This is a genomic window from Streptomyces sp. NPDC050315 (genome assembly GCF_040655775.1).
In the GTDB taxonomy this organism is placed as follows: Bacteria; Actinomycetota; Actinomycetes; order Streptomycetales; family Streptomycetaceae; genus Streptomyces.
Genome location: NZ_JBFAKN010000001.1, coordinates 1,081,545 through 1,105,805 on the forward strand (window position 1 = coordinate 1,081,545; position 24,261 = coordinate 1,105,805).

General features: G+C 72.6%; 20 protein-coding genes. 8 read left to right on the plus strand and 12 right to left on the minus strand.

What is annotated here, in order from left to right:
• Window positions 1-22: 22 nt before the first annotated feature.
• Window positions 23-1,315, minus strand: a complete 1,293-nt coding sequence (locus AB0I82_RS04780) for a YeeE/YedE family protein (protein WP_363255613.1) — start codon at window positions 1,313-1,315, stop codon at window positions 23-25.
• A gap of 255 nt (window positions 1,316-1,570) precedes the next feature.
• On the opposite strand from AB0I82_RS04780, the gene AB0I82_RS04785 reads away from it, so the two are divergent.
• On the plus strand, window positions 1,571-2,005 hold the full coding sequence (locus AB0I82_RS04785; RefSeq protein WP_363255614.1) for a YchJ family protein: 435 nt from the start codon (window positions 1,571-1,573) through the stop codon (window positions 2,003-2,005).
• Window positions 2,006-2,029: 24 nt separating this feature from the next.
• Here AB0I82_RS04785 and AB0I82_RS04790 read toward each other — a convergent pair whose 3' ends face one another.
• The 7 genes from AB0I82_RS04790 to AB0I82_RS04820 all read right to left on the minus strand — a co-directional run bounded on the left by AB0I82_RS04790 (window position 2,030) and on the right by AB0I82_RS04820 (window position 11,497).
• Entirely contained in the window at window positions 2,030-4,369 is a 2,340-nt protein-coding gene (locus AB0I82_RS04790) for a penicillin acylase family protein (RefSeq protein WP_363255615.1), read from the minus strand.
• Entirely contained in the window at window positions 4,366-5,991 is a 1,626-nt protein-coding gene (locus AB0I82_RS04795) for an amidohydrolase (protein ID WP_363255616.1), read from the minus strand. Before AB0I82_RS04795 ends, AB0I82_RS04790 begins: the two co-directional genes overlap by 4 nt.
• Complete coding sequence (locus AB0I82_RS04800; RefSeq protein WP_363255617.1) at window positions 5,988-7,511, minus strand: sodium:solute symporter family protein; 1,524 nt, start codon at window positions 7,509-7,511, stop codon at window positions 5,988-5,990. The genes AB0I82_RS04795 and AB0I82_RS04800 overlap by 4 nt, the downstream gene beginning before the upstream one ends.
• The gene (locus AB0I82_RS04805; RefSeq protein ID WP_363255618.1) at window positions 7,508-7,846 is read right to left on the minus strand and encodes a DUF3311 domain-containing protein; all 339 of its coding nucleotides are present in this window, start codon (window positions 7,844-7,846) and stop codon (window positions 7,508-7,510) included. The genes AB0I82_RS04800 and AB0I82_RS04805 overlap by 4 nt, the downstream gene beginning before the upstream one ends.
• Before the next feature lie 85 nt (window positions 7,847-7,931).
• A complete protein-coding gene (locus AB0I82_RS04810) occupies window positions 7,932-8,732 on the minus strand; it encodes an SDR family oxidoreductase (protein WP_363255619.1) in 801 nt (266 codons plus the stop codon).
• Window positions 8,733-8,781: 49 nt separating this feature from the next.
• Window positions 8,782-10,236 (minus strand): aldehyde dehydrogenase family protein, encoded by a 1,455-nt coding sequence (locus AB0I82_RS04815; protein WP_363255620.1) that lies wholly within the window; start codon window positions 10,234-10,236, stop codon window positions 8,782-8,784.
• Entirely contained in the window at window positions 10,226-11,497 is a 1,272-nt protein-coding gene (locus AB0I82_RS04820) for a M20 family metallopeptidase (RefSeq protein WP_363255621.1), read from the minus strand. The genes AB0I82_RS04815 and AB0I82_RS04820 overlap by 11 nt, the downstream gene beginning before the upstream one ends.
• A gap of 149 nt (window positions 11,498-11,646) precedes the next feature.
• On the opposite strand from AB0I82_RS04820, the gene AB0I82_RS04825 reads away from it, so the two are divergent.
• Entirely contained in the window at window positions 11,647-12,417 is a 771-nt protein-coding gene (locus AB0I82_RS04825; RefSeq protein ID WP_363255622.1) for a FadR/GntR family transcriptional regulator, read from the plus strand.
• A gap of 239 nt (window positions 12,418-12,656) precedes the next feature.
• Here AB0I82_RS04825 and AB0I82_RS04830 read toward each other — a convergent pair whose 3' ends face one another.
• Complete coding sequence (locus AB0I82_RS04830) at window positions 12,657-14,705, minus strand: FAD-dependent oxidoreductase (protein WP_363255623.1); 2,049 nt, start codon at window positions 14,703-14,705, stop codon at window positions 12,657-12,659.
• 100 nt (window positions 14,706-14,805) lie between these two features.
• Complete coding sequence (locus tag AB0I82_RS04835) at window positions 14,806-15,441, minus strand: TetR/AcrR family transcriptional regulator (RefSeq protein WP_363255624.1); 636 nt, start codon at window positions 15,439-15,441, stop codon at window positions 14,806-14,808.
• Between the two features lie 151 nt (window positions 15,442-15,592).
• On the opposite strand from AB0I82_RS04835, the gene AB0I82_RS04840 reads away from it, so the two are divergent.
• The 4 genes from AB0I82_RS04840 (at window position 15,593) to AB0I82_RS04855 (ending at window position 20,307) form a co-directional block, all read left to right on the plus strand.
• Window positions 15,593-17,035, plus strand: a complete 1,443-nt coding sequence (locus AB0I82_RS04840; RefSeq protein WP_363255625.1) for an APC family permease — start codon at window positions 15,593-15,595, stop codon at window positions 17,033-17,035.
• A 98-nt stretch (window positions 17,036-17,133) separates the two neighbouring features.
• Window positions 17,134-17,793, plus strand: coding sequence for a TetR/AcrR family transcriptional regulator (locus tag AB0I82_RS04845; protein WP_363255626.1), 660 nt, complete (start codon window positions 17,134-17,136; stop codon window positions 17,791-17,793).
• Window positions 17,786-19,453, plus strand: coding sequence for an FAD-binding dehydrogenase (locus AB0I82_RS04850; RefSeq protein WP_363255627.1), 1,668 nt, complete (start codon window positions 17,786-17,788; stop codon window positions 19,451-19,453). Before AB0I82_RS04845 ends, AB0I82_RS04850 begins: the two co-directional genes overlap by 8 nt.
• Window positions 19,450-20,307: an SDR family oxidoreductase gene (locus AB0I82_RS04855; RefSeq protein WP_363255628.1), complete on the plus strand. Its 858-nt coding sequence runs from the start codon at window positions 19,450-19,452 to the stop codon at window positions 20,305-20,307. Before AB0I82_RS04850 ends, AB0I82_RS04855 begins: the two co-directional genes overlap by 4 nt.
• Here AB0I82_RS04855 and AB0I82_RS04860 read toward each other — a convergent pair.
• Window positions 20,300-21,205 (minus strand): alpha/beta hydrolase, encoded by a 906-nt coding sequence (locus tag AB0I82_RS04860; protein ID WP_363255629.1) that lies wholly within the window; start codon window positions 21,203-21,205, stop codon window positions 20,300-20,302. The two genes, AB0I82_RS04855 and AB0I82_RS04860, sit on opposite strands and share 8 nt — an antisense overlap.
• 124 nt (window positions 21,206-21,329) lie before the next feature.
• On the opposite strand from AB0I82_RS04860, the gene AB0I82_RS04865 reads away from it, so the two are divergent.
• Window positions 21,330-21,914: a TetR/AcrR family transcriptional regulator gene (locus AB0I82_RS04865; RefSeq protein ID WP_363255630.1), complete on the plus strand. Its 585-nt coding sequence runs from the start codon at window positions 21,330-21,332 to the stop codon at window positions 21,912-21,914.
• Window positions 21,915-21,929: 15 nt separating this feature from the next.
• On the opposite strand, the gene AB0I82_RS04870 is transcribed toward AB0I82_RS04865, so the two are convergent.
• Complete coding sequence (locus AB0I82_RS04870; protein ID WP_363255631.1) at window positions 21,930-23,288, minus strand: MFS transporter; 1,359 nt, start codon at window positions 23,286-23,288, stop codon at window positions 21,930-21,932.
• Between the two features lie 123 nt (window positions 23,289-23,411).
• On the opposite strand from AB0I82_RS04870, the gene AB0I82_RS04875 reads away from it, so the two are divergent.
• Window positions 23,412-24,182: an FCD domain-containing protein gene (locus tag AB0I82_RS04875; protein ID WP_363255632.1), complete on the plus strand. Its 771-nt coding sequence runs from the start codon at window positions 23,412-23,414 to the stop codon at window positions 24,180-24,182.
• Window positions 24,183-24,261: the final 79 nt, after the last annotated feature.

The following is a 24,261-nucleotide window of genomic DNA, read 5'->3' on the forward strand; positions in this document are numbered from 1 at the left end:
GCTCTGTGTCCGTGTCGGGCGCTCAGCAGACGCCGTCCCCCGGCTTCGGGTTGCCGAGGCCGAAGGCCGGGCGCAGCCGGAGCCCCGCCCAGGTGCCGACCAGGGCCGCCGCGCCCCAGATCCAGCCGTGCAGGCTGCCGGAGGCGATGCCGGCGAGGTACGCGCCGATGTTGCAGCCGCCGGCCATCCGGGCACCGATGCCCATCAGGATGCCGCCGAGCACGGCGGCGAGCGCGGTGCGGGCGGGCAGGCCGCGGTGCAGCTTCCAGACGCCGCCCGCGGCGGCCGCGACCGCGGCGCCGATCATGATGCCGAGGTCGGTCAGGCTGGTCTTGTCGGCGAGGACCGGGCCCGCGTACGAGGCGGCGTTCTTCGGGTCCTGCCAGAACGCCCAGGTCTCGGGGGAGCCGCCGAGCAGCCCCACCAGCTTCGAGCCCCACAGCGCGAAGGCGCTGGTCACGCCCCATGCGCCGCCCGAGACCAGCAGCACGCCCGCGCCGAGAACGGCGAGCACCAGCGCACCGGCCCACAGGGTCCAGGAGCCGCGGAAGATGCGGGCCAGGGTGGTGCGCGCGGACGGCGGGGTGCCGACCGGCGGCGGGTTGCGGCGGGCCTGGACGCGCCGGGTGACCAGCACGATCACGGCGAGCAGGGCGATGGTCAGCGCCCAGGAGCCCGCCCAGCCGAGGTGGTCGGAGAAGAGCACCGGGTCGAAGGCGGGCAGATCGCGCCAGAGGTCCCACTGCCAGGCGGCCAGCGTCGAGCCGGCGATGAAGCCGCCCAGGGTGAGCACGATGGTGCTCTGCCCCGAGCCGACGGCGAAGAGGGTGCCGGAGGCGCAGGCGCCGCCGAGCTGCATGCCGACGGCGAAGAGGAAGGCGCCGACCAGCAGGGCGACGCCCAGCGGTCCCGCGCTGGGCGCCGGTACCGAGCCGAACAGGCCGGTGCCGGTGCCGATGAGCAGCGCGAAGAGCGTCGCCGTGGTGCCGAGCAGCAGGGCGTGGGCGCGCAGCCCGGTGCCGTTGCCGACGGCGATCAGCTGCCGCCAGGCGGAGGTGAAGCCGAAGCGGGAGTGGAAGAGGGCGAAGCCCAGGCCGATGCCGAGGAGCAGCAGGATGCCGGGCTTGGCGCCGTGGGCGCTCCACACGTAGGCGCTGAGCCCGGCGCCGATCAGCCCCGCGACCACCAGGGGCGTCCGGCGGACGGGCGGCGCGGGGTCGGCCTCGGGCGCGGGCGTGCGGGTGGGTGCCGGGGTGAGCAGGGCGCCGGTACGAGGCGGCGCCTCGGCCGCCCCGGCGGGGGAGGCGGTCGTCACGTGGGTCTCCGTGGGAGGGATGCGGTACGTACGGTCGTACCAGGGGGGAATGGCCGGACAGGGGGCGTCAGCGGGTACAGAGCGCGTCGTCGACGTCCCACGGCGTCGCCGCGAAGAGCGCGAGCGTGAGCACACTGGCGGGTCCGAACATGCGCTCCACGGTAATACCGGGTGTAAGCCCCATGTAACGCCGTCTCGGATGCCGAGACACGGCGTCCGGGATGTGTCCGCCCGGCGGCCCGGCAGAATAGGCGCATGTCCCGTCGCCGTACCCCGCGCCCCAAGCAAGCCGCAGCCCCTGCGATCACCGCGTCCTCGCCCTGTCCCTGCGGCCTGTCCGCCCCGTACGGGGAGTGCTGCGGGCGGTGCCACGCCGGGACAGCGGCACCCACCGCCGAGCGGCTGATGCGCTCGCGGTACAGCGCCTTCGTGGTCCGCGACGAGGCATACCTGCTGCGGACCTGGCATCCGGACACCCGGCCGCCCCGCATCGAGTTCGACGCGGGGCAGCGCTGGCTGGGCCTGGAGATCCTGGGGACGTCCGAGGGCAGCGCGTTCCACACCACCGGCACCGTCGAATTCCGGGCGCGGTTCCGGTACGGCGGCGCGGAGGACGCGCTGCACGAACACAGCCGCTTCGTCCGGCACGACGGCGCGTGGGTGTACTTGGACGCGCTCTTCGCGGAGTGAGCGCCCCGCTTTCCAGGACGCCGGTCACTCCTCCGGGGCGGAGCCCGGTACGAGTGTGATCCGCCGCGTCGTGTGCTCCTCGATCCGCTCGCGCGAGTACAGCAGCGGGAACGCCCCGTCCGCCGCCCACGGCTCGAACAGGTCCCGGTAGTGCGGGCTGCCCGGGTCGCCGGACTGGCCGGGCGCGTTCATCGCCACCGAGTCGTCCCACGAGCCGACGTCCACGACCAGCCGGAACGTCGCGCCGCCGGACTGCCGGAAGCCGGGACCGTACGCCGTCGCCGAGACCGTGTCCCCGCTGCCGCCGCGCGGCGCGGGACCCACCGAGGACCAACCGGCGGCCTCCTCGCCGAGCAGCTTGGCGAGGGGGTGGTGGGGATGCGCCTGATGGAGCGCGCCCCATCGCCACGCCCCAGGATCGGGCCCGAGCAGCTCCGCGGTCTCCGCCATCGCGGGGCCGAGGCTGCTGAGTATCGCGGTACGGATCGCCGCATCCGGGTCGGGTCCGAGCCGGTCCCCCGGCGCCAGCAGCAGCGAGAGGTCGACCCGGGCGTCGGCGCTGGCATCCTCGGCAGGCAGCACGCGGGCCAGCGCCGCCGCCACCCGGTCCGCCGGGAGCAGCCGGGCGAGGGCCCGGCGCAGCAGCTCCGGGCGGAGGTGACGGCGGTACCAGATCTCGAAGAGCGCGGCGGCGGGCGAGTCCGCGTCGAGCGACGCGTCCCAGTCCCGCAGCAGCTTCAGCCCTTCGGCGACCCGGTGGTCGTCCGCCGTCAGATCCGCCAGCAGCGGCTGGATGAGCCGCGCGGGCAGGCTCACGTAGTCGTTCTGCAGGGCCACGCAGTCCGCCGCGGTCCAGTCCGACCGCGCGTCCAGCACCTCCGCGATGCGCTGGTGGCGGTAGGGCGCGTACCAGTCGTAGGTGACGGTCCGCTCGGCGTTCGGGTACTCCGCGGGGAGGTTGTTCTGGTTGGCCGTGGCGAACCAGCCGTCCTCCGGGTCCCGTACGGAGGGCAGCGCGCCGACCGGATGGTGCCCGTCCCATTCGTACCGGCCGTCGCCGGGCACCGGGAGCGTGCCGTCCCAGCCGCGGCGCACGGGGACGCGCCCGGCCGGGCGCCAGCCGGTCGTGCCGTCCGGGGATGCGTACACCTGGTTCTCGCCGGGCGCGCCCCACCGCTCCATGGCGGCGACGAAGGCATCGGGCCCGGCCGCGCCCATGTAGTCCATGCTGCCGAGGTAGGGGGCCATGCCCGGCTCCAGCCAGGCGGCGCGGACCGCGAACGCGGCGGCGCGGTCGGGGCGTTCGTCGATGACCGGGCCGTGCCGGGTGAACCACAGGTCGGCGGTGACGGGCTCGCCGCCGCGCACCGGGATCGTCTCGGTGACCTTCGTCATCGCCTCCCAGCCGTCCCCGTAGGCGTAGCGCTTCGGGTCGGCGGGGTCGGTCCGGTAGATGTACAGATCCTCCTGGTCGATGGGGAAGATCGTGAGGCCGAAGGCGAGGCGGCCGTTGTGGCCGATGGAGACGCCGGGCAGGGCCGGCTCGCCCGCGCCGATGACGTCGAGGCCGGGGGCCGAGAGGTGGGCGAGGTAGCGCAGCGCGGGGAGGGTGACGGCGCGGTGCGGGTCGTTGGCCAGCAGCGGGCGGCCGGTGGCGGTGCGGGACGGGGCGAGCACCCAGTTGTTGCTGCCGTCGATGCCCTGGCGCGGCGCGTTGGCGGCCCACGGCGGGGTGGTCGCCATCCGGTACACGCGCAGCACGTCGTCCGGGATGACGGAGAGGTCCAGGCCCTCCGGTACGCGCAGCTCGTGCGCGGGCTCGCGGACCTTGCGCAGCTCCTCGACCTCGGGCCCGAAGTCGCGCAGTGTGAGGGCGCGTTGCACCTCGTCGTGGAGGTTGTAGTAGAGCCCGTGACTGCGGATGCGGGCGACGTCGGCGGGCTCCCAGTACGCCGGTTCGTAGTCCAGCAGCCGGAACTCCGGTGGCAGGTAAGCACGTTGGGTTCTGCAGAGGGTGACGAAGGCGTTGATGCCGTGCACGAAGGCGGTGGTGACCCGCTCGGTGTCCGGGCCGTACGCCTGCCACTCGGCCGCCATGTCGCCGCGGTAGAGGAACAGCCGCGCGGCACGGTCGTGTTCGGCGTACTCGGGGCCGAGGACCTCCGCCAGCAGCCCGAGGCCGCGCCGCCGCCACAGGTCTATCTGGAAGAGCCGGTCGCGGGCCGCATTGAACCCCTGCGCGAGGAAGAGATCCTCGCGCGAAGCGGCGTAGAGGTGCGGCACACCCCAGCGGTCGACCAGGATCTCCACCGGCTCGGCGAGCCCCGGTACTTCGAAGGTGACCGTGGCGTCGGACTCGGTCATCGGGTGGCCTCCTCGTGTACGCACTCGCCGCCCACGTACGTCGCGCGTACCGGGATCGCGGCGATGCCGTGCGGGTCGGCGGTCAGTGGGTTCTCGCCCAGTACGGTGAAGTCGGCGAGGTGGCCGGGGGCGATCCGGCCCTTGTGGTGCGCCGTGCCCTCCGCCTCGGCCGAGCCGAGGGTGAAGATCCGCAGCGCCTCGGCGGCGGTGACCCGCTGGGCGGGGCCGACCTCCGCGCCGTCCTCGATGCCCTCGCGGGTGACCATCGACTGCAGGCCGAGGAGCGGCTCGTACGGGCCGCAGGGGTAGTCCGAGGAGCCTGCGACGGTGACGCCCGCGTCCAGGAACGAGCGGTGCGCGAACATCCGCTCCGTACGCTCCGGGCCGTACCAAGTGTTGAGCGCCCCGCCGTGGTAGCCGGCGTACCCGGCGAACGGCACGGCAATCGCGTCCAGCGCCTTCATCCGGGCGAGGATCGCGTCGTCGATGAGCGTGCAGTGTTCGATGCGGTGGCGCAGCCCGGGGCGCGGCAGCTCGCGCTGCGCCGCTTCGAAGGCGTCCAGGACCAGGCGGATCGCGGCGTCGCCGTTGGCGTGCACGCCGATGCGGTTGCCGTCCGCGTGCACCTGTCGTACCTGCGCGAACAGTTCCTCGGTCGAGGTGGTCTGGATACCGTGCCCGCCGCACTCGGGATCGGCGTACGGCTCGGCCAGCAGACAGGTCCGGCCGCCGATCGCGCCGTCCAGGAACGCCTTGACGCCGACGAAGCGCAGCAGGTCGTCGCCGAAGCCGCTGCCGACGCCGAGCGCGCGGGCCTTGGCGTAGTGGTCGATGGAGAGCAGCATGCCCGTACGCATCGTCAGCCGCCCCTGGTCGCGCGCGGTGCGCAGCAGGGCGATGTCGTCCGCGGCGATCAGCGCGTCGCAGATCGAGGTGAGCCCGGCGGCGTGCCACAGCTCCTGGGCGCGCAGCAGGCCGCGCAGCCGGTCGTCCGGGGAGGCGGGGGTGAGCGGCGACTCGCCGCGGGCTGTGGCCGGGTAGACGACGTTCATCAGGGCGCGTTCGATCAGCCGTCCGTCGAGGCGGCCGTCGGCGGCGCGCCCGTAGTCGCCGCCGTCCGGGGCCGGGGTCTCCTCGTCGATGCCGAGGGCACGCAACGCGGTGGAGTTGACGACGCCCCAGTGGCCCGCGACATGGACGACGAGGGCGGGGTGGTCGGGCGCCGCGCGGTCCAGGTCCCAGCGGGTGATCCGCCCGGTCTTGACGTCGTCGTACCGGCTGCCGCGCACCCACTCCCCCGCTGCCGCGCGGCCCGCCTCGGCGGTCACGGCGGCGAGCAGTGCGTCAGTACTCGGGACCGCGGCGGCCGACAGGTCGAGGTGGAGCAGGTCGGTGGCGGCCATCGCGAGATGGATGTGCGCGTCGTTGAGGCCGGGGACGACGGTGGCGCCGCCGTGGTCGATCTCCGGCGCGCCGGGGAAGCGATCGCGCAGCTCGGCGATCGACCCGGTCGCCCGGACACGGCCCTCCGCGACGGCGAACGCCTCGGGCTCGGGGCCGCTCTCGCGCTGGCTGACGATGTGGGCGGCGCGGTGGAGTACGGGGGTGGTCTCGTCGATCACGGAGCCTCCTTCGGAGTGGCCGGGGCCGGGGTGGCGTCGGCCGTCACCTGTGGCACGCGCTGGTGTCCCGCGGGGCCGGCGAAGGTGACGGCCGCGGTCACGGCGAGGTTCACGGCCAGGCCGATGATGCCGCCGTTGATGCCGTGCCAGGGGTCGTTGCCGGTGGCCCACAGGGCCACCACCACCGCGAGCCCAGTGAGCAGGCCCGCCACCGCGCCGGCCTTCGACATCCGCCGCCAGAACAGCGCGAGCAGCACGGTCGGCACCAGCTGGGCCACGCCCTCGTACGACAGGACCGAGAGCTGGACCAGTGTGTTCGGGTAGAAGAGCGCGCCCGCCAGCGCGATCAGCCCGGCGATCAGACAGACCAGCTGGGAGAGGCGCTTGGTGCGGACGTCGTCGGCGGGCGCGGCGCCCGTACGGCGGCTGCGCGGGTCGGCGCCGTTGCCGCCGCCGAGCAGCGTGCGGCCCCACAGCGTGCCGATGGCGAGCATGAACACGCTCATCGGGACGATGGCGGAGAGCGCGCCCGCGACACCGATGATGGCCACGGCGGGCGCCGGGAGCGAGTCGGTGACCAGGCTGAACAGCGCCAGGTCCGGATTGCCGAGGGTCGGCATGACGAACAGCGCGGTGGCGCCGATCATCATCGGGACGAAGAGCAGGAGTTGGTACCAGGGCAGCAGTACGGCATTGCGGCGCAGTGCGTTGGGGTCGCGCGCGCTGAGGTAACCGGCGACGGTGGTCGGGAAGATCGTGATGGTCACGGCGTTGAGCAGCAGTGTGCTGATGAACCAGACCGCGTCCCGGCCGCCGGATTCATGCCCTGGGAAGGTCAGCCACTCGGGCTTCTCCGCGACCATGCGGTGCATGAAGTCGCCGAAGCCGTCGAGGTAGTGCATCGGCACGTACACCGCGAGGAAGACCACCGCGCCGATGACCAGGACGTCCTTGAGCGCGCTGACCCACGCCGAGCCGCGCAGCCCGGACACCAGGATGAAGACCTCGGCGACGACGAACGAGATGACCGCGGCGACCCGCAGGTCCACGCTCCCGTACGTCATCGCGTTGACGACGACGCCCATGCCCTGGATCTGCACCTGGATGTACGGCACGAGGAAGACCGTGGCGATCACCGCGACCAGGATGCCCACGGGCCGGGAGCGGAAGCGGTGTTCGGCCATGTCCGCGATGGAGATCAGGCCGTGCCTGCTGGCGTACGTCCAGATGGCCGGGCCGACGACGTACGCCACCGCGAAGCCGACGGTGAGGTACGCGACGAGGTAGAGGATCGGCACGCCGAAGGAGTACGACCAGCCGGCCGTGCCGAGGAAGGAGAAGCTGGTGTACGTCTCGCCGGCCATCAGCAGCCAGATGAAGAGCACGCCCAGGCCCCGGCTGGACACCGACCACTCGGACAGGCCCTTGTCCCGGCCGCGTGCGCTGAGGATGCCGATGACGATGGTCGCGACCATGGCGAGGCCGAAGATGGACGTCGCGATCGCTGCCGAACTGCTCATGCGGCGCCTCCTTCGGTCTCCCGGCCGGTCTCCCGCTCCGCGGGCAGCGGTTCGGCCGCGCCCGTGCGGTAGGCGGGGTCCAGGCGGGTGACGGCCCAGATGACGAGGGGGCTGATGACCGTGGCGGCGAGGATCCAGAACAGCAGGAACGGCACGCCGAGGATGCGCGGCTCGATGCGGTTCGCCACGAGCGGCGCCAGGGAGTACAGGACGGCCGGGACGAGCAGCAGCCACAGCGCGGGGCGCCGGGCGCTCACTTCGGGCAGGCCGTCGAGCGGGTGCGCGCCGGCCTCCGCCGGGCCCTCCCGCCCGCGGTCCTCGGGGGCGTGCGACATGGGGCTCCTTCGAGGGGTCGAGGGGTACGGGGTGACGTGCGGCGGTCACCGGCCGCTCGGACGTTACCGCAGGTCAGAACGGCGGTCAGACCGTGGGCTCGTACCGGCCGTCGACTGCGGTCCAACCACCGTCGACGGTCAGCACGCTGCCGGTGACGAAGGTGGAGGCGTCCGAGACCAGGTACTGCACGGCGCCCGCCAGCTCGTGCGCCCCCGCCCACCGGCGGAGCGCGGACGCCTGCGCGTACGCGTCGTACCACTCGGGGTCGGCGGCGATCTGGTCGGTCAGCGGGGTCCGCACGACGCCCGGCGCGATGGCGTTGAACCGCACCCCGCGCGGCCCCCATTCGGCGGCCGCGGTCCGCAGGAACTGCACCAGGCCCGCCTTCGACGCCGCGTACACGCTCTGGCCCGGCTCGACCTGTACCGCGCGCATCGAGGCGAGCCCGACAACGCTGCCGCTGCCGCGCTCGGCCATGGCCGGGGCGACGGCCTGTACGAGCGCGAAGTGCGCGCGGAGGTTCAGCGCGACCACCCGGTCGAACTCCTCCAGGGTGTAATCGGCGATCCGCTTGCGGACGTTGGCACCGACGGTGACGACCAGGCCGTCCGGGGCACCCCAGTCGGCGGCTGCCGCGCGCACGGCGTCGGCGTCCAGCACATCGAGCTCGTACGCGGTCGCCGTACCCGTGCGGCTGCCCGGCGCCGCCGGCTCCTCCTGGGCGAGCCGGGCGGTCTCGGCCGCGCCCTTGAGGTCGCGGTCGGCGACCGTCACGTCCGCACCGTGCGCGGCCAGCGCCCGCACGGCCTCGCGGCCGATGCCGCTGCCACCGCCGACGACGACGATGTGCCGGCCGTCCAGGCGGAAGAGGTTCGCGTAGGTCATGCGGCTCCTTCATAGGCTGTCGGCGGCGTGTGTTCCTCGTGGTGCGCGGTCATGTCCGGATCACCGCCATCCGCGTCACCGTCAGCTCCTCGATGGCGAAGCGCGGGCCCTCGCGCCCGATGCCGGAGTCCTTCACGCCGCCGTACGGGGCCACATCGCTGCGGTAACCCGGTACTTCGTTGATGACGACGCCGCCCACGTCGAGCGCGTCGATCGCCGTGAACGCGGCGCCCAGGTCGCGGGTGAAGACCGCGGCGTGCAGGCCGTACCGCGAGTCGTTGACCAGCGCGTACGCGGCGTCCAGGTCCGGCACCGTACGCAGCGCGACGACCGGCCCGAAGATCTCCTCGTCCCAGGCGGGCAGCCCGCCGGGCACCTCGGCGAGCAGCGCGGGCGTGAGGCAGCGCCCTTCCCGCACGCCCCCGGCGACCACCCGTGCGCCGGCCGCGCGGGCCTCCTCGATCCAGGTGAGCACCCGGTCGGTTGCCGCCTCGTCGATGAGCGCGGACACCCGCGTCGTCTCCTCGCGCGGGTCGCCGACCACGACCTCGGCGAGCCGTTCGGCGATCCGCTTCTCCAGCTCCTCGGCGATCTCCTCGACCGCGATCACCCGCTGGACGGCGATGCACGCCTGGCCCGAGGCGTAGTAGCCGCCGCGGAGCACGGCGTCGGCCGCCGCGTCGAGGTCGGCGTCGGCGGCCACCACGAGGGCGGCGTTGGAGCCCAGTTCGAGGACGACCTTGCGGGGCGCGGCGTCCCGGGCGATGCGGTGGCCGATCGCGGCGGAGCCGGTGAAGGAGACGGCGGCCACGGCGGCGTGCGTGGTGAGCGTGCGGCCCACCGCCGCGTCACCCGTGACCAGCTGCACCGCGCCCACCGGTGCCGCGGCCGCGGCCAGTTGCTCGCGGACCAGGTGGACCAGCCAGAGCGTGGCGAGCGGGGTGGCGGGGGCGGGCTTGACGACGACGGGGCAGCCGGCCGCGAGGGCGGGCGCGATCTTGTGGGAGGCCAGCAGCATCGGGTAGTTGAAGCCCGCGATGCCCACCACGACGCCGATCGGGCGGCGGGTCCAGAAGCCGGTCATGCCGTCCCCGGAGGGCAGCAGGTCCAGCGGCACAGTCTCGCCGTGGATATGGGCCACCTCGTCGGCCGCCGCCTCCCACGTGGCGACCGCGCGCTGCACCTCTGTACGGCAGTCCACGCGCGGCTTGCCCGTCTCCAGTACGAGCAGGTCCTCCATGGGGCGCGCGACCTCGGCGAGCGCTGCCGCCACGCCTCCGAGCACCCGGCGCCGGACCCGGGTGGGCAGCCACGCCACGTCCTTACGGAGCGCCGCCGCGTGCTCCACCGCGCGCCGCGCCAGTGCCTCGTCACCGACGGGCGCCTGCGCGACCTCGCTGCCGTCGTACGGAAAGGTGACGGGTGCGGTGGCGGGCGCGGGCAACCAGGCGTCGCCGATGGGCAGCCCTTCGGGGAAGCGTCCGGTGAGCTCCTCAGGCGTCATCGCGGCGCACCCCCTGGGTCAGAAAGTGCCGCGCCGCCTCCGCGTACACCCGGGTGTACTCGCCGATCTCGCGGACCTCCACGTACTCGTCCTTCTGGTGGGCGATCCACTTGCCACCGGGCCCGTAGACGACCGTGGGCAGGCCGGCGTCCCGGGTCAGCACCGTGCCGTCGGTGGTGCCGGGCACGGCCCCGAAGGGCGGCGGGGCGCCGTGCACCCGTTCGTGCGCCGCCACCAGCCCGGCCACCACCGGGTGGTCCTCGGCGATCTCGATCGCCGGGCGGTCGTCGACGACGGTCAGCCCGACCGTGACGCCGGCCGTCGCCGCGGCTTCCTCGGCCTCGTGGCGGATGCGGTCGATCAGCTCGGCGTGGTCCGTGCCCGGGATCGTCCGTACGTCGACGCCTACCAGGCCGTGCGCCGGGATGACGTTGAGCTGGTCGGGGTCGCCGCCGTGCAGCACGGTCGGGGTGACGGTGACGCTGCCGGCGTGCGGGTGCGTGCCGAAGCGGACCTCGGCCCAGGTCTGGGCGCGGCCGAGCGCCTCCACGATGCGGGCCCCCGCGACGATCGGGTTCTTGCCCTCCTGCGGCATCGCGCCGTGTGCCATCACTCCGGTCAGCTCCAGCCGGAGCCGGATGCCGCCGCGGGCCGAGGTGCACACCTCGTACCCCTCCGGCTCGCAGACGATCACTCCGTCGATCTCCGCGGCGAGCGGCGACGCGGCGAACGCCTTGGCGCCGAGCATCATGCCTTCCTCGTCGCACAGCACGCCGAGGACGATCCGCCCGGGGAACGGTCCGGCCTGCTGAAGCGCCCGTACGCCGTAAATCATGGCGGCCACCCCGGACTTCATGTCCGCGGCGCCCCGGCCCCACAGCTTGCCGTCGCGGATCTCCGCGCCGTACGGGTCGACGCTCCACGCCGCCGGATCGCCCTCGGTGACCACATCCGTGTGGCCCTCGAACATCAGGGTCGGCCCTTCACCGCCCTTGCCGTCCACCACGGCGATGACGTTCGGCCGGCCCGGCGCGACCTCCACCACCTCGTGCTGCCAGCCGAACTCCGTGAACAGCGCGGCGACCAGGTCGGCGGCCGGCCGTTCGACATCGGTGGCGCCGGTGGCGTTGACCGTACGCAGCCGGATCAGGTCCTGGGTGAAGGCGACGGCCGCGGCTTCGTCGATCGCGATGCCGGTCGGCGGGGCGTACTGCGCGGTGTCGGGCGGGTCGGTCGGTACGGCGTTCGGGCCGGCGTGCATAGAACCTCCAAAACACCTGGCCGGGAGGCCAGTCCACTGGTCAGACCAGTTGATTTCCCGTACTCTGCTCGCACGTTCGTGCATGGGTCAAGAGGCCACCAGCAGCAATCGGCACGGAAAATCGGTACGGAAAACGGAACGGGGTCCCGATGGCCGCCTTCGACGCTCCCTTCACACCCGTCGAGCCGGTACGGGCCTACCAGCGGGTGGCCGAGCAGATAGAGAACCGCATCCTCAGCGGCGAACTGCCGCCCGGCTCCCGGCTTCCCGGCGAGCGGGACCTGGTCAGCCAGTTCGGCGTCGGCCGCTCGACCGTCCGCGAGGCCCTGCGCGTACTGCAGTCCGCGGGCCTGATCCGCTCCCGCCCCGGCGACCCGCTGGGTGCGGAGGTGCTCGGCGTCTCCGGCGACAACCTCAGCCAGGCACTCGGCCGGCTCACCCGCTCCCACCTCTGCAGCCTCGGCGAACTGATCCAGTTCCGGATGGTCCTGGAGGCCGAGAGCAACCGGCTCGCCGCCCGGCTGCGCACCGAGGACGACCTGACCCGGATGGCCGAACTGATCGAGCGGATGCGGTCCCTGACGGGGGCCGGGGCCGGACTGCGGGCGTTCAGCGAGGCCGACGCGCTGTTCCACCAGGCCGTCGCGGAAGCCAGCCGCAACGCTCTGCTCGGCCTCTGCGCCCGCGCCGTCCACGACGCCGTCGTGGAGATCATCGAGCACAAGATCGCGAACGCCGCGGACGCCGCCGCCTGGATGGCCCGCTCCATCGACCACCACGAACAGGTACTAGCCGCCATCCGAGCCGGCAACGCCCCGCACGCGGCCCAACTGGCCCGCCGCGCACTGCACGCCTACTACGCCGACCATGTCGAACCGGACACCCGCGCGCTCCTGACGGCCGCTCTGGACGAAGAGTAGGGCGTATCCCACGGGTCGCCGCGCCCTTCAGGGGCGCGGGGAACTGCGCCCTTCAGGGGCGCGGGGAACTGCGCCCTCCAGGGGCGCGGGGAACTGCGCCCTCCAGGGGCGCGGGGAACTGCGCGAGCAACCCCCGCGGCGGGACAGCCGAACGCCGACCCCCGCGGCCGGACAGCCGCACTCCGCACCAGCCGCAACCGGCCGCCACCGGCACTGACCCGCCCCGACCGCCCCTGCCGCTAAAGCTCCGCCGCCGCCGTCAGCCCCTCCAGCACCGCCTCCTCCACCGTGCGCGGTGACACGCAGTCGCCGATGGCTATCAGGCCGCCGGGCGGCAGCTCCGGCAGATCGGTCTCCGCCGCGGGCGCGGGCACCGGCTCGTGTCCCTGGGCGAGGACGACCGACCCGACCCCTTCGAGCAGCACCGGCTCCTCGGTGAGCGTGTGCTGGAGGTAGACCGTGTCGCTGTCGGCCCCGTACAGCCGGACGTTCGGCACCACCGCCACCTTCGCCCGCACCGCCTCGCCGAGCATCGCCGCGCGTACGTACTGCTGCAGATGCTCACCCGCGCCGAACCCAGTGACGCACAGCGTGACCTTCCGCCCCATCCCGGCAAGCTGAACGGCCACCCCGAGCCCGATCCAGTCGCCGCGCCAGTCCGCCACGACCACCCGCCCCCGCGGCACCTCGGCGCCCCGTATGACCTCCCAGGCGTCCAGCACGACCGGCTCGTCCACGAGCTCCAGCTCCGGCCGGCGGGGCCGGGCGCCGGTCGCGACGATCACGGCGTCCGGTCGCTCGGCACGCAGCAGCTCCCCGTCGACCCGTGAACCGGTGACGATACGCGCCCCCGCCTGCCGCGCCTCCCGCTCCAGGTTCGTCACCGCACCACCGAACTCCGCGCGCCCCGGCAGGCGTTCGGCCAGCAGCACCTGTCCGCCGGTCCGGCGCGCCGCCTCGTGCAGCGTGACGTCGTGCCCGCGGGCCGCCGCGACCGCCGCCGCCTTCAGCCCGGCGGGGCCGCCGCCCGCGATCAGTACCCGCTTCCGGCGCGTGATCGTCGGCAGCACCGCGAACCGCCGCTCCCGGCCCGTCTCCGGATGCTGGATGCAGGAGATCGGATAACCCCGCTGGAAGTGGCCGATGCACGCCTGGTTGCAGCCGATGCAGGCCCGGATGTCCTCCGCGCGCCCGGCGCCGGCCTTCGCCGGCATCTCGGGATCGCAGATCAGCGCCCGGGTCATGGCGCAGGCGTCGGCCTGCCCCCGCTCGATGATCCGGTCGGCCTCCTGCGGCTCGTTGATCCGCCCCGCGACCATGACCGGCACGCGCACCGCGGCACGCACCTTCGCGGCCAGCGGCGCGGTGTATCCGGCGGGCTCGGACATCGGGGGCGCGATGTGCAGCGCGCCGGACAGCGTGGCCGAGCTGCCGGCGCACACGCTGAGGTAATCCAGCAGCCCGTCCTCGTCCAGCCGCGTCGCCACGTCCACGACCAGCGCGGACGACAGCCCGTCGTGGCTCAGCTCGTCCCCCGAGATGCGCAGCCCGACCGTGAACTCCCGTCCCGCGGCCTCCCGTACGGACGCGATGATCTCGCGCAGGAAGCGCAGCCGCTTCTCGTCGCTGCCGCCGTAGTCATCGGTACGGCGGTTCACCTGCGGGTTCAGGAACTGGGCCGGGAGATAGCCGTGGCTGGCCACGATCTCCACGCCGTCCATGCCCGCGGCCCACAGCCGCCGGGCCGCCGCGCCGTATCCCCGTACTACTTCCTGGATCTCCGCCACCGTCATGGCCCGCGGCATGACATGGAACCGCTCGCTCGGGGTCGCCGACGGCGCCCAGGCGACCGGCGCCGAGCCGTCCCGCGACTCCAGGATCTCCCGGCCGGGGTGGAAGATCTGGCCGACGGCCCGCGCGCCGTGCCGGTGCACGGCGTCCGCGAGGCGGCGGTATCCCTCGATGCAGGTGTCGTCGGTCGCCATGAGGACGTGGGTGGTGTACCGCGCGGACTCGTGCACCCCGGCGACCTGCACGACGATCAGCCCGACCCCGCCCGCGGCCCGCGCCTCGTGATACGCCACGAGGTCCTCGGTCACCTGCCCGTCCCGAACGAGCACGGTGTCATGCCCCGACGACACGATCCGGTTCTTCAGCGTCGTGGACCCGATCCGCAACGGCCGGAAAAGATGCGGGAATTGCTCAGACGCCCGCTCAGGAAACTGCTCGCCACTCACGAAAACCCCTCCCCTGATCACTGACTGGCGCCACCCGCTCGCGCCCCTCACCGCAGCCCCCCGGGGGCCCTCCCCTCCCCCCCACCCCGCCCCCTCCCCTGTCGGTCGACGGCAACAGGCCGACTCCCGCGCAGCGTCACCCCAGCCCCCGTCACGCCCCGCCCCGCACCCCGAACACCGCCCTCCCCGTCCCCAGGAGCACCTCCGCGTACCGGTCCGGTGTCATGCCGCCGTCCGTCGCGATGGCCATGTCGCAGCCGTCGACCACTGCCATCACCGCTCCGACCGCCGCCTCCTGGGACATGACGGGGGCGAACGCGCCGGTCGCCACGCCCTCGGCGAGGATGCCGGAGACCAGGGCCCGCCACTCGTCGTGGACCCGCCGTATCCCGCCCCGCAGCTCCTCATGGCGGGCCGCGCTGGCGCAGAACTCGGTCCAGGTCGCGCAGCGCCGTATCAGGTCCGGGTCGCCGGTCAGCTCCCGCACGAGCAGCTCGAACCGGCGCCACGGGTCCGGCTCGCCGACGGCCGTGCACCGCCACCGGCCGATCAGCTCGCTTATCGACCACTCGAAGGCCTGCCGGAAGAGCGCGTCGCGGGTCTCGAAGTGATGCTGTATCGAACCTATGGAGACCTGCGCGGAGTTGGCCACGTCGCGCAGGCGCGCGGCGTCGAAGCCATGCTCCGCGAGGGCGAGGGCCGCCGCGCGCAGTATCCGCTCGCGCTGGACGTCAGCCCCGGCCGGGACCGCTCCCGTCCGCTCCGGCACCCCGCGCTCGGCCACCATGCTGCCCACCCCTTCACCGTTTTCCGTCCAGTCCCGTCCAGCCTCTTGCCTTCCAATAATACCCAATTATTGTGACGGCGAACACATTTTTGGCACGGCTGAACAACGGACGTGCGTTCAGCCGGAGTTCTCACGAGACGGGCGGCAGAGCATGGACAACCTCCGCAAGTCCCTCACCTGGCGCGACGGGTTCGCGATCGCCCTGGTCATCCCCAACGGCCTGTTGCTCACCGTCGGTTACGGCATCGGCGCGATCGGCGCCTGGACCGCGATCGCGCTCTGGGTCGGCGGCGCGCTGATCGGCCTGCTGCAGAACATGCTGTTCGCCGAGACCGCCGCGATGTTCCCCGGCAAGTCCGGCGGCGTGAGCCGGTACGCCTCCGAGGGCTGGAAGCGGTACTTCGCGCCGCTCGGCGCCGTCGCCGCGTACGGCTACTGGATCGGCTGGTCGTTCAGCATCGCGGTGAACGCGGCGGCGATCGGCGCGCTCGTCACCGCGCACTGGTTCCCCGGCACGCCCGAAGTGCCCCTGCTCCCCGGCCACACGGTGGGCCTCGCCGAGCTGATCGGCGTCGCCGCCGTCTTCGCCGCCTGGGCCTGCAACTACTTCGGCGCGCGGCTCACCGCCCGCGCCTCGAAGATCACCAGCGGCATCGTGCTGTGCGGCCTCGTCGTGGTCGTCGCGGCCCCCTTCATGAGCGGCCACACCTGGCACGCGGCCAACCTCACCTGGTACCACGGCGGCAGCTGGACAACGTTGATCGTGTGGTTCTACGTCACCGCGTGGACCACGTACGGCACCGAGATCTGCGCCTCGTTCGCCCCCGAGTACAAGGACACCGTCCGCGACACCGCCAAGGCGCTGCGCGCCACTTCCCTCCTCTCCCTCGTCCTCTTCTTCGTCGTGCCGCTCGCCATGGTGGGGTCGGTCGGCGAGGACGCCATCCGGAAGGACCCGGTCGGCGCGTTCGCGATCGCCTTCGAGCAGGCGCTCGGCGGCTTCTCCTCGCTCGGCGTCCTCATCCTCGTCTCCTCGATGTTCCTCGGGATGGTGTCCACCACGGCGGACGGCGGCCGGGCGCTGTACGGGCTGGCGCGCGAGAGGATGACCGTCCGGCAGCTCGACCATCTGAACCGGTGGGGCGTACCGGGTCGCGCGCTCACCCTCGACGCCGTACTGAACAGCGCGATCCTGCTGCTCCTCGGGGAGCCGCTGAGCATCCTGATCGCCAGCAACTTCGGGTACTTGGTGGCGATCGTGCTGGCCGTCTCCGCCTTTCTGCTGCTGCGCAAGGACCGCCCGGACTGGCCGCGCCCGATCCGCCGCGGCCGCGCCTGGATACCGATCGCCTGGGCGGTGCTGGTCATCGATGTCGTGGTGGTCGCGGTGGGCGTCACGCACCCCTCGCTCGCCGCGCACGGCGGCCCGAAGGACACCCTCATCGCGGTCGGCATCCTGCTGCTGTCCGTCGTGCTGTACGCGTACCGCCGCGTCGTCCAGGACAAGGAGCGCATCGCCTGGCGCATCGAGACGCCGAGCCTCCCGGAGCCCGAGCCGCCCGCGGAGTACGTCACCCGGTGGCCGCCCCGGTAAGCGCTGCGCCGGGTCGACCCGTCCGACCCCTTGTCGATACGCGAACGTATCCCATACATTCGCGTATCGAACGGCGCACGACGGAAGCGGGGCCGGGGATGACAGCTTCAGAGACCGCGACGCCGAAGCGCGTGACGCGGCGGCGGGCGCAGACTCGGCAGCGGTTGCTCGATGCCGCACTGGAGGTCTTCGCCGAGGAGGGCTTCGGCCGGTCCACGGTGGACCAGGTGTGCGAGCGGGCCGGGTACACCCGGGGCGCCTTCTACTCGAACTTCACCTCGCTCGACGAGCTGTTCCTCGCCATGTGGGAGCAGCGGTCGGCGGCGATGCTGGACGATCTGCGGGGCGCGCTGGACCGGCTCGGCACCCTGGAGTCGGTGTCGGCGGACGAGGCGCTGCGGGCCGTGCTGGACGCCGTACCGATCGATGACGCGTGGTATCGCGTGACGGCGGAGTTCACGGCGCACGCGCTGCGCAATCCGTCATTGCGCCGGGTCATGGCCTCCCGCGAGGAGGCCATCCACGACACGCTGCTGCCGCTCGTCGAGACCGCGCTCGCCCGCGCGGGCCGGCGGGTCACCGACCGTACCGGGCTGGGCCACGCGCTGGTCGCCGTGCACGACGGCACCGCCGTGCAGTGCCTGCTGGAGCCGGCCGACGAGGGCGTGCGGCAGCGGCGCGAAGAACTGTTCCGGCACGTGGTCAACGCCTACAGCACCGCCTACAGCACCCAGAGCGAAGGGGCTCTCGATGAGTGAGCGCGAACAGGCCGATGTGATCGTCGTGGGGGCCGGGCTGGCCGGGCTCGTCGCGACGTACGAGCTGGTCAGGGCCGGGCGCAAGGTGCTGCTCGTGGACCAGGAGAGCGCGGCGAACCTGGGCGGCCAGGCGTTCTGGTCGCTCGGCGGGCTGTTCCTCGTGAACAGCCCCGAGCAGCGCCGGATGGGCATCAAGGACTCCTACGAGCTGGCCCTGAAGGACTGGCTGGGTTCGGCCGGCTTCGACCGCGAGCGGGAGGACCACTGGCCGCGCCAGTGGGCGCAGGCGTACGTGCAGTTCGCCGCCGGGGAGAAGCGCGCCTACCTGCACGAGCTGGGGTTGCGGCTGATGCCGAACGTCGGGTGGGCCGAGCGGGGTTCCGGGCTCGCCTCCGGGCACGGCAATTCGGTGCCGCGCTTCCATCTGACGTGGGGCACGGGGCCGGAGGTCGTACGGGTCTTCCGCGACCCGGTGCTGGCCGCCGAGCACCGCGGGCTGGTCACGTTCAAGCACCGGCACCAGGTGGACGAGCTGATCGTGGAGAACGGCGCGGCGGTCGGCGTCCGGGGCACGGTGCTGGAGCCGTCGAGCGCGGCGCGGGGTGTGAAGTCCTCCCGTACGCCGACCGGTTCCTTCGAACTGCGCGCGCAGGCCGTCGTCGTCACCTCGGGCGGCATCGGCGGCAACCCGGACCTGGTGCGCAAGAACTGGCCGGTGGACCGGCTGGGCCCGGCGCCGGAGCGGATGATCTGCGGGGTGCCCGCGCACGTCGACGGGCGGATGCTGGAGATCACCGAGAGCGCGGGCGGCAACATCGTCAACCGCGACCGCATGTGGCACTACGTCGAGGGCATCAAGAACTGGGACCCGATCTGGCCCGACCACGCCATCCGTATCATCCCCGGCCCGTCCTCGCTCTGGCTGGACGCCACGGGCAAGCGGCTGCCGCCCCCGTACTTCCCCGGCTTCGACACGCTCGGCACGCTCCGGCACATCCGGGCCGGCGGCCATGAGCACAGCTGGTTCATCCTCACGCAGTTGATCATCGAGAAGGAGTTCGCGCTCTCGGGGTCCGAGCAGAACCCGGACTTCACGGGCAAGGACCTCAAGATGACGCTCGGCCGGACGAAGAAGGGGCCGACCGGTCCGGTGGCCGCGTTCATGGAGCACGGCGCGGACTTCGTCGTCCGCGACAACCTCCGCGACCTCGTGTCCGGGATGAACGCGCTGGGCAGCGACCCGGAGCTGGACTACGACCAGGTACGGCGCGAGGTCGTGGCCCGCGACCGCGAGGTGGGCTCGGCGTACTCCAAGGACATGCAGCTGATGGCGGTGCGCAACGCGCGCGCCTACCTGGCGGACAAGATCGTACGGGTGGCCAAGCCGCACCGGCTGCTGGACCCGGCGCACGGCCCGCTGATCGCCGTACGGCTGAACCTGCTCACCCGTAAGACGCTCGGCGGCCTGGAAACCACCTTGGACGCACAGGTCGTACGGCCGGACGGCACGCCCTTCGAGGGGCTGTACGCGGCGGGCGAAGTGGCCGGTTTTGGAGGGGGCGGGGTGCACGGGTACAACGCGTTGGAGGGTACGTTCCTCGGCGGCTGCATCTTCTCCGGCCGCGCGGCGGGCCGGGCACTGGCGAGGGGGCTGGCATGAGGGACGACGCGGCGGGCGGGGTACCGGGGCGCGCGCCCGGTGGGAGCGGTACGGAGCGGCGTACGGCGCTGGTCACCGGCGCTTCGTCCGGCATCGGTCGAGCCGTCTGCAAAACCCTCCTGGACCGCGGTTACCACGTGATCGCCACCAGCCGCTCCCCCGAGAAGGTCGCCGACGCCGACCGCCTCCCGGGCGCCGCCTACCTCCCCCTCGACCTCACCGACCCGGCGAGCATCGAGGCGTGCGCAGCGGCGGCGGGCCCGGTCGACGTACTGGTCAACAATGCGGGCGAGAGCCAGCTCGCCGCCCTCGAAGAGCTGCCGATGGACGCCCTGGAGCGCCTCTTCCAGCTCAATGTCTTCGGTGCGGTGCGGCTGACCCAGCTGCTGCTGCCGGGGATGCGGGAGCGCCGCAGCGGCCGGGTCGTCATGGTCGGGTCCATGCTGGCCAGCTTCCCGCTGGCCTTCCGCTCCTCGTACGTGGCCTCGAAGGCGGCCGTCAAGGCGTTCGCGACCGCGGCCCGCCGCGAACTCTCCCCGTACGGCGTCTGGTTGACCACGGTGGAGCCTGGCTCCATCAACACGGGCATCAGCGAGCGCCGCACGCGCTACCTCGCCGACGGCTCCCCGTACACCGACGCCTTCCGTACGGTCTCCGACCACCTCGACCGCAATGAAGCGTCCGGCGTCAGCGCCACGACCGTGGCGGCGACCGTCCTCAAGGCGATCGAGGCGCCCAACCCGAAGCCGCTGTACGCGGTCGGCAGCCGCGCCCCGCTCGTCTTCACCCTCCGGAGGCTGATCTCCCGCCGGCTCGCCGAATCCCTGGTGTCCCGGGCGCACGGCCTCAAGTGAGGCGCTGTCGGTACGGGTCCAGGAACACGGTCAGCGCGGCGAGCATCGCCTCCGGGGCTTCTTCGGCCGGGTAGTGGCCGCAGCCGGGGATGACCACGCTCTGTACGTCGTCCGCGGCGAGCCGCATCGTTGCGCCGACCGACTCCCCCAGGTTCTCCGCGCCTGCGATCGTCAGGACGGGGAGGGTCAGGCGTCGCTGCCTGCGGTGCTCGTTCTGCGCGATGGTGGCGTCGAGCGCGCGATAGAACTCGAAGCTCGCCCGGCGGGCTTCCGGGTCGGTGGCGAGGGTGTCGACGTAGTACTGGACGGCGTGGTCGGGCAGTGGCTTCGCGGCCTTCGTGGCGAACTGGTGGCCGAAGTAGAGGTGCTCCCGGCCGCTGATCAATTCTTCGTTGAGGCCGTCGAGGCGGTTGAAGGCGAAGTGCCAGAGGCGGTCGTTGGCTTCCCGGCCCCCGAAGAGGGGTGGCGACGGAGACAGCCCGGGGATGGCGGCTTCGGCGAGTACCAGACGGTCGAGGCGGTCCGGATGGTCGGCGGCCAGGGCGTAGCCGGTCCACATCCCGACGTCGTGACCGACCATGGCGAAGCGGTGGTGTCCGAGCGCGGTCATGAGCGCCGCCACGTCGGCCGCGAGGGTGCCGGTGTCGTATCCGTCCAGCGGCTTGCCGGAGAGCCCGACACCGCGTGGGTCGACCGCGACAACCCGGAACTTCTCGGCGAGCGCCGGCATCAGGAGGCGCCAGGCGTACCAGGTCTGAGGCCAGCCGGCCAGGAGGAGCAGCGGCGGGCCTTCGCCGCCGGTGACAGCGTGCAGGCGCAGCTCACCGGTGTCGACGTACTGGCTGGTGAAGGTGTCGGTGAAGCCGGGCGGGAGGTGCGGCGGCATGCCGTCGATCATCGGGTGACCTTTCGAGCGCGCGGAGCGGAGGGCACTACGCTAGCCATGTTGGAACGATCGGTCAAAGATGGTGGTTCATAGGTAAGGTCCATCGGGGAAGTACGGAAAACGGGAGGTGCGCCGCATGGCCGGCCGGAAGCAGTTCGATGTCGAGGCGGCGCTGGACCGGGCGATGCGGGTGTTCTGGCAGCGCGGATACGCGGACGCCTCGCTCGACGCCCTCGCCTCTGCCACCGGTCTCGGCCGCGGCTCCCTCTACGGGACCTTCGGCAACAAGGACGCCCTGTTCCGGCAGTGTCTCGACCGCTATTCCTCGCTCTACGGCGCACGGTACGAGGAAGCGCTCGCCGCTCATCCCGGTGAGCCGGTGCGGGCGGTGGAGGCGTTCTTCGATGTGGTGCTGGACCGTATCGCCGACCCGTCGGTCCCCGCAGGGTGCCTCATCGCCCAGTCCGTCGCGCAGTCGGAGACCATGCAGGAGGAGAACAGTACGAAGGTGCGCGGCCTACTCGATGTCCAGCGCGCGCGGGTGCGGGCGGCGCTGGCCGGCTCCGCGGCCGATGACGGGACGCTCGAAGAGGCCGCCTTGTTCGTCGTCGCCGTCACCCAGTCGCTGGCCGTACTGAGCCGGGCCGGCGCGCCGGACTCGGAGCTGCGCTCCGTGGCCCGGCTCGCGAGCAGGACGGTGGCGGACACCCTCACCCAGTGACCGGCGCCGGCCGCGTCAGAGTGCCGTCTCGGGTGCCGTGCCGCGTGCCGGGCGGTGGAGGGCCAGGCACGTTGCGCTGAGGGCTGCCATTGCGGCGAAGGCTAGGGCCACCGGGGTCCAGGAGTTGCCTGTTGTGGTGAAGAGCCAGGTTGCGGCGGAAGGGGCCGCGCTGCCGATCAGGCCCGCCAGTTGGAAGCTCATGGAGAGGCCGGTGTAGCGGACGCGGGGTGTGAACCAGCCGGACAGCAGCGTGCCGATCGATGCGTACGCGATCGTGCTGGCGAGCATCGGGAGGCACATCGCCGCCCACAGGCCGCCCAGCGTGCGGGTGTCGGCCAGCCAGAACATCGGGAAGGCGACGACGAGGTGCAGGAGGATGCCGGCCATGGTCAGCCTGCGCATCCCGAAGCGGTCGGCGGCGAGCGCGGCCAGTGGGGTGCAGACGATGACGACGACGGAGGCTGCGGTGCCGGCGCCCGCGGCCTCGGACTCGGAGAAGCCGAGCTGCCCGACCGCGTATGTCGACATGAACGTGACGATCACGTAGTAGCCGCCGACCGTGATGAGGAAGGCGCCGGTCGCCAGCAGCCAGGTGCGCCAAGCATCGCGTACCACGCCGATGACCGGCGCCGACTGCTTCGCCTCGGTCTCCTCGGCCGCGCGCGCCGCCTCGAATTCGGGCGATTCCTCGATGGAGGAGCGGATGACCAGGCCGAGGAGGACCAGGACGGCGGAGAGCAGGAAGGGGATGCGCCAGGCCCAGTCCACCAGGGCGTCGTGCCCGAGGAGGGCGATCAGCGCGAAGACGCCGGTGGAGAGGAAGTAGCCGACGCCGTCGCCGACTTGGGGGAAGGAGCCGAAGAAGGCGCGGCGGCGGGGTGGGGCGTGTTCGACGGCGAAGAGCACCGCGCCGCCCCATTCGCCGCCGACGGCGAGCGACTGCGTCATCCGTATCAGGACCAGGAGGATCGGCGCCGCGACGCCGAGCGTGGCGTAACCGGGCAGCAGGCCGACGGCAACGGTGGCCACCCCCATGAGCAGCATCGACCAGATCAGTGCCTTCTTGCGGCCGTACCGGTCGCCGATGTGCCCGAAGATGATCGCGCCGAGCGGGCGGCCGAGCGAGCCGACGAAGAGGGTGGTGAACGAGAGCAGGGTGCCGAGCGCCGGGCCGGCGTCGGGGAAGAAGAGATCGGGAAAGACCAGCGCGGAGGCGGTCGCGTAGATGCCGAAGTCGTACCATTCCACGCTGGTACCGATCAGCGAGGCACTGGCGACCTTCCAGGGGTTGGCGCGGCGGGGTGGGGCGTCGCCCGGTGGTGGTGCGGAGTCCTCGGCACCTTCGGCGTTCTCGGCGGATGCGGCTGCGGTCATGCTCCCGTGCTCCTTCCGAATGGGTCCGAGCGGACCCGAATGAGATGCACGGGACGGTATGGTCGCTCCGGAAGGCTGTCAATAGGGTCTGAGAAAAGCCCTTTAACCGACCGGGGGTCGCAGGTGAACGGCACGGGCGCGGAACAGGACGGGGCGCGGCGGTCCGCCTCGCGGGACCTCGTCGCCGAGGCGCTGCGCAAACGCATCGCGCTCGGCGGCTTCGAGCCCGGCGACCGGCTGCCCAGCGAGCGGGAGCTGGCCGCGGCGTTCGGCGCGGGCCGCAACACGGTGCGCCAGGCCCTGCGGCTGCTCGCCGAGGAGGGCCTGGTCGTCACCACGCTCGGCCGCAGCGGCGGTACGCGGGTGGCCGAGGCCGCCCCCGTGGGCACCGCCGGTACCGGAGCGCAGGGCGCGGTGGCCGCCGAGATCCGGGCCACGCTGCGCGACTACATGGAGTACCGGCAGGCCATCGAGCCGCTCGCGGCCCGGCTCGCCGCCGAGCGCGGCTCCACCGCCGCCCGCCGTGACCTGGTGAAGCTCCTGGACGCGGAGGTCGGCGAGCTGCCCGACATCGGCGCGTACCACCGCGTGGACAGCCGCTTCCACCTCGCCGTCGCGGCCGCCGGCGGCAACGAGGTGCTGCACGAGGCGGTGGCCAGGGCCCGCTCGGAGATGTTCGCGGGCGGCAATGCGCTGTGGCTGCGCTCGGACTGGCATGTGGTGTACGGCGCCGAGGCGGAGCTGGGCTGCGTCTTCCGTGACGAGCACGAGGCGATCGCGCTGGCCGTGCTCGCCGGGGACGGGGCGGTGGCGGAGCGCCGCATGCGGGAGCATCTGCAGGACTCCTACCGGCAGTTCCTGACCCTGCTCGACCACTTCGAGGGCCGGGACTGAGAGGCCGGGAGCGGCTTGACCTTGCCCGGGCGGCGCCATACCCTCCGAATTGGATCCGGTCAGACCCAATTAGAGAACT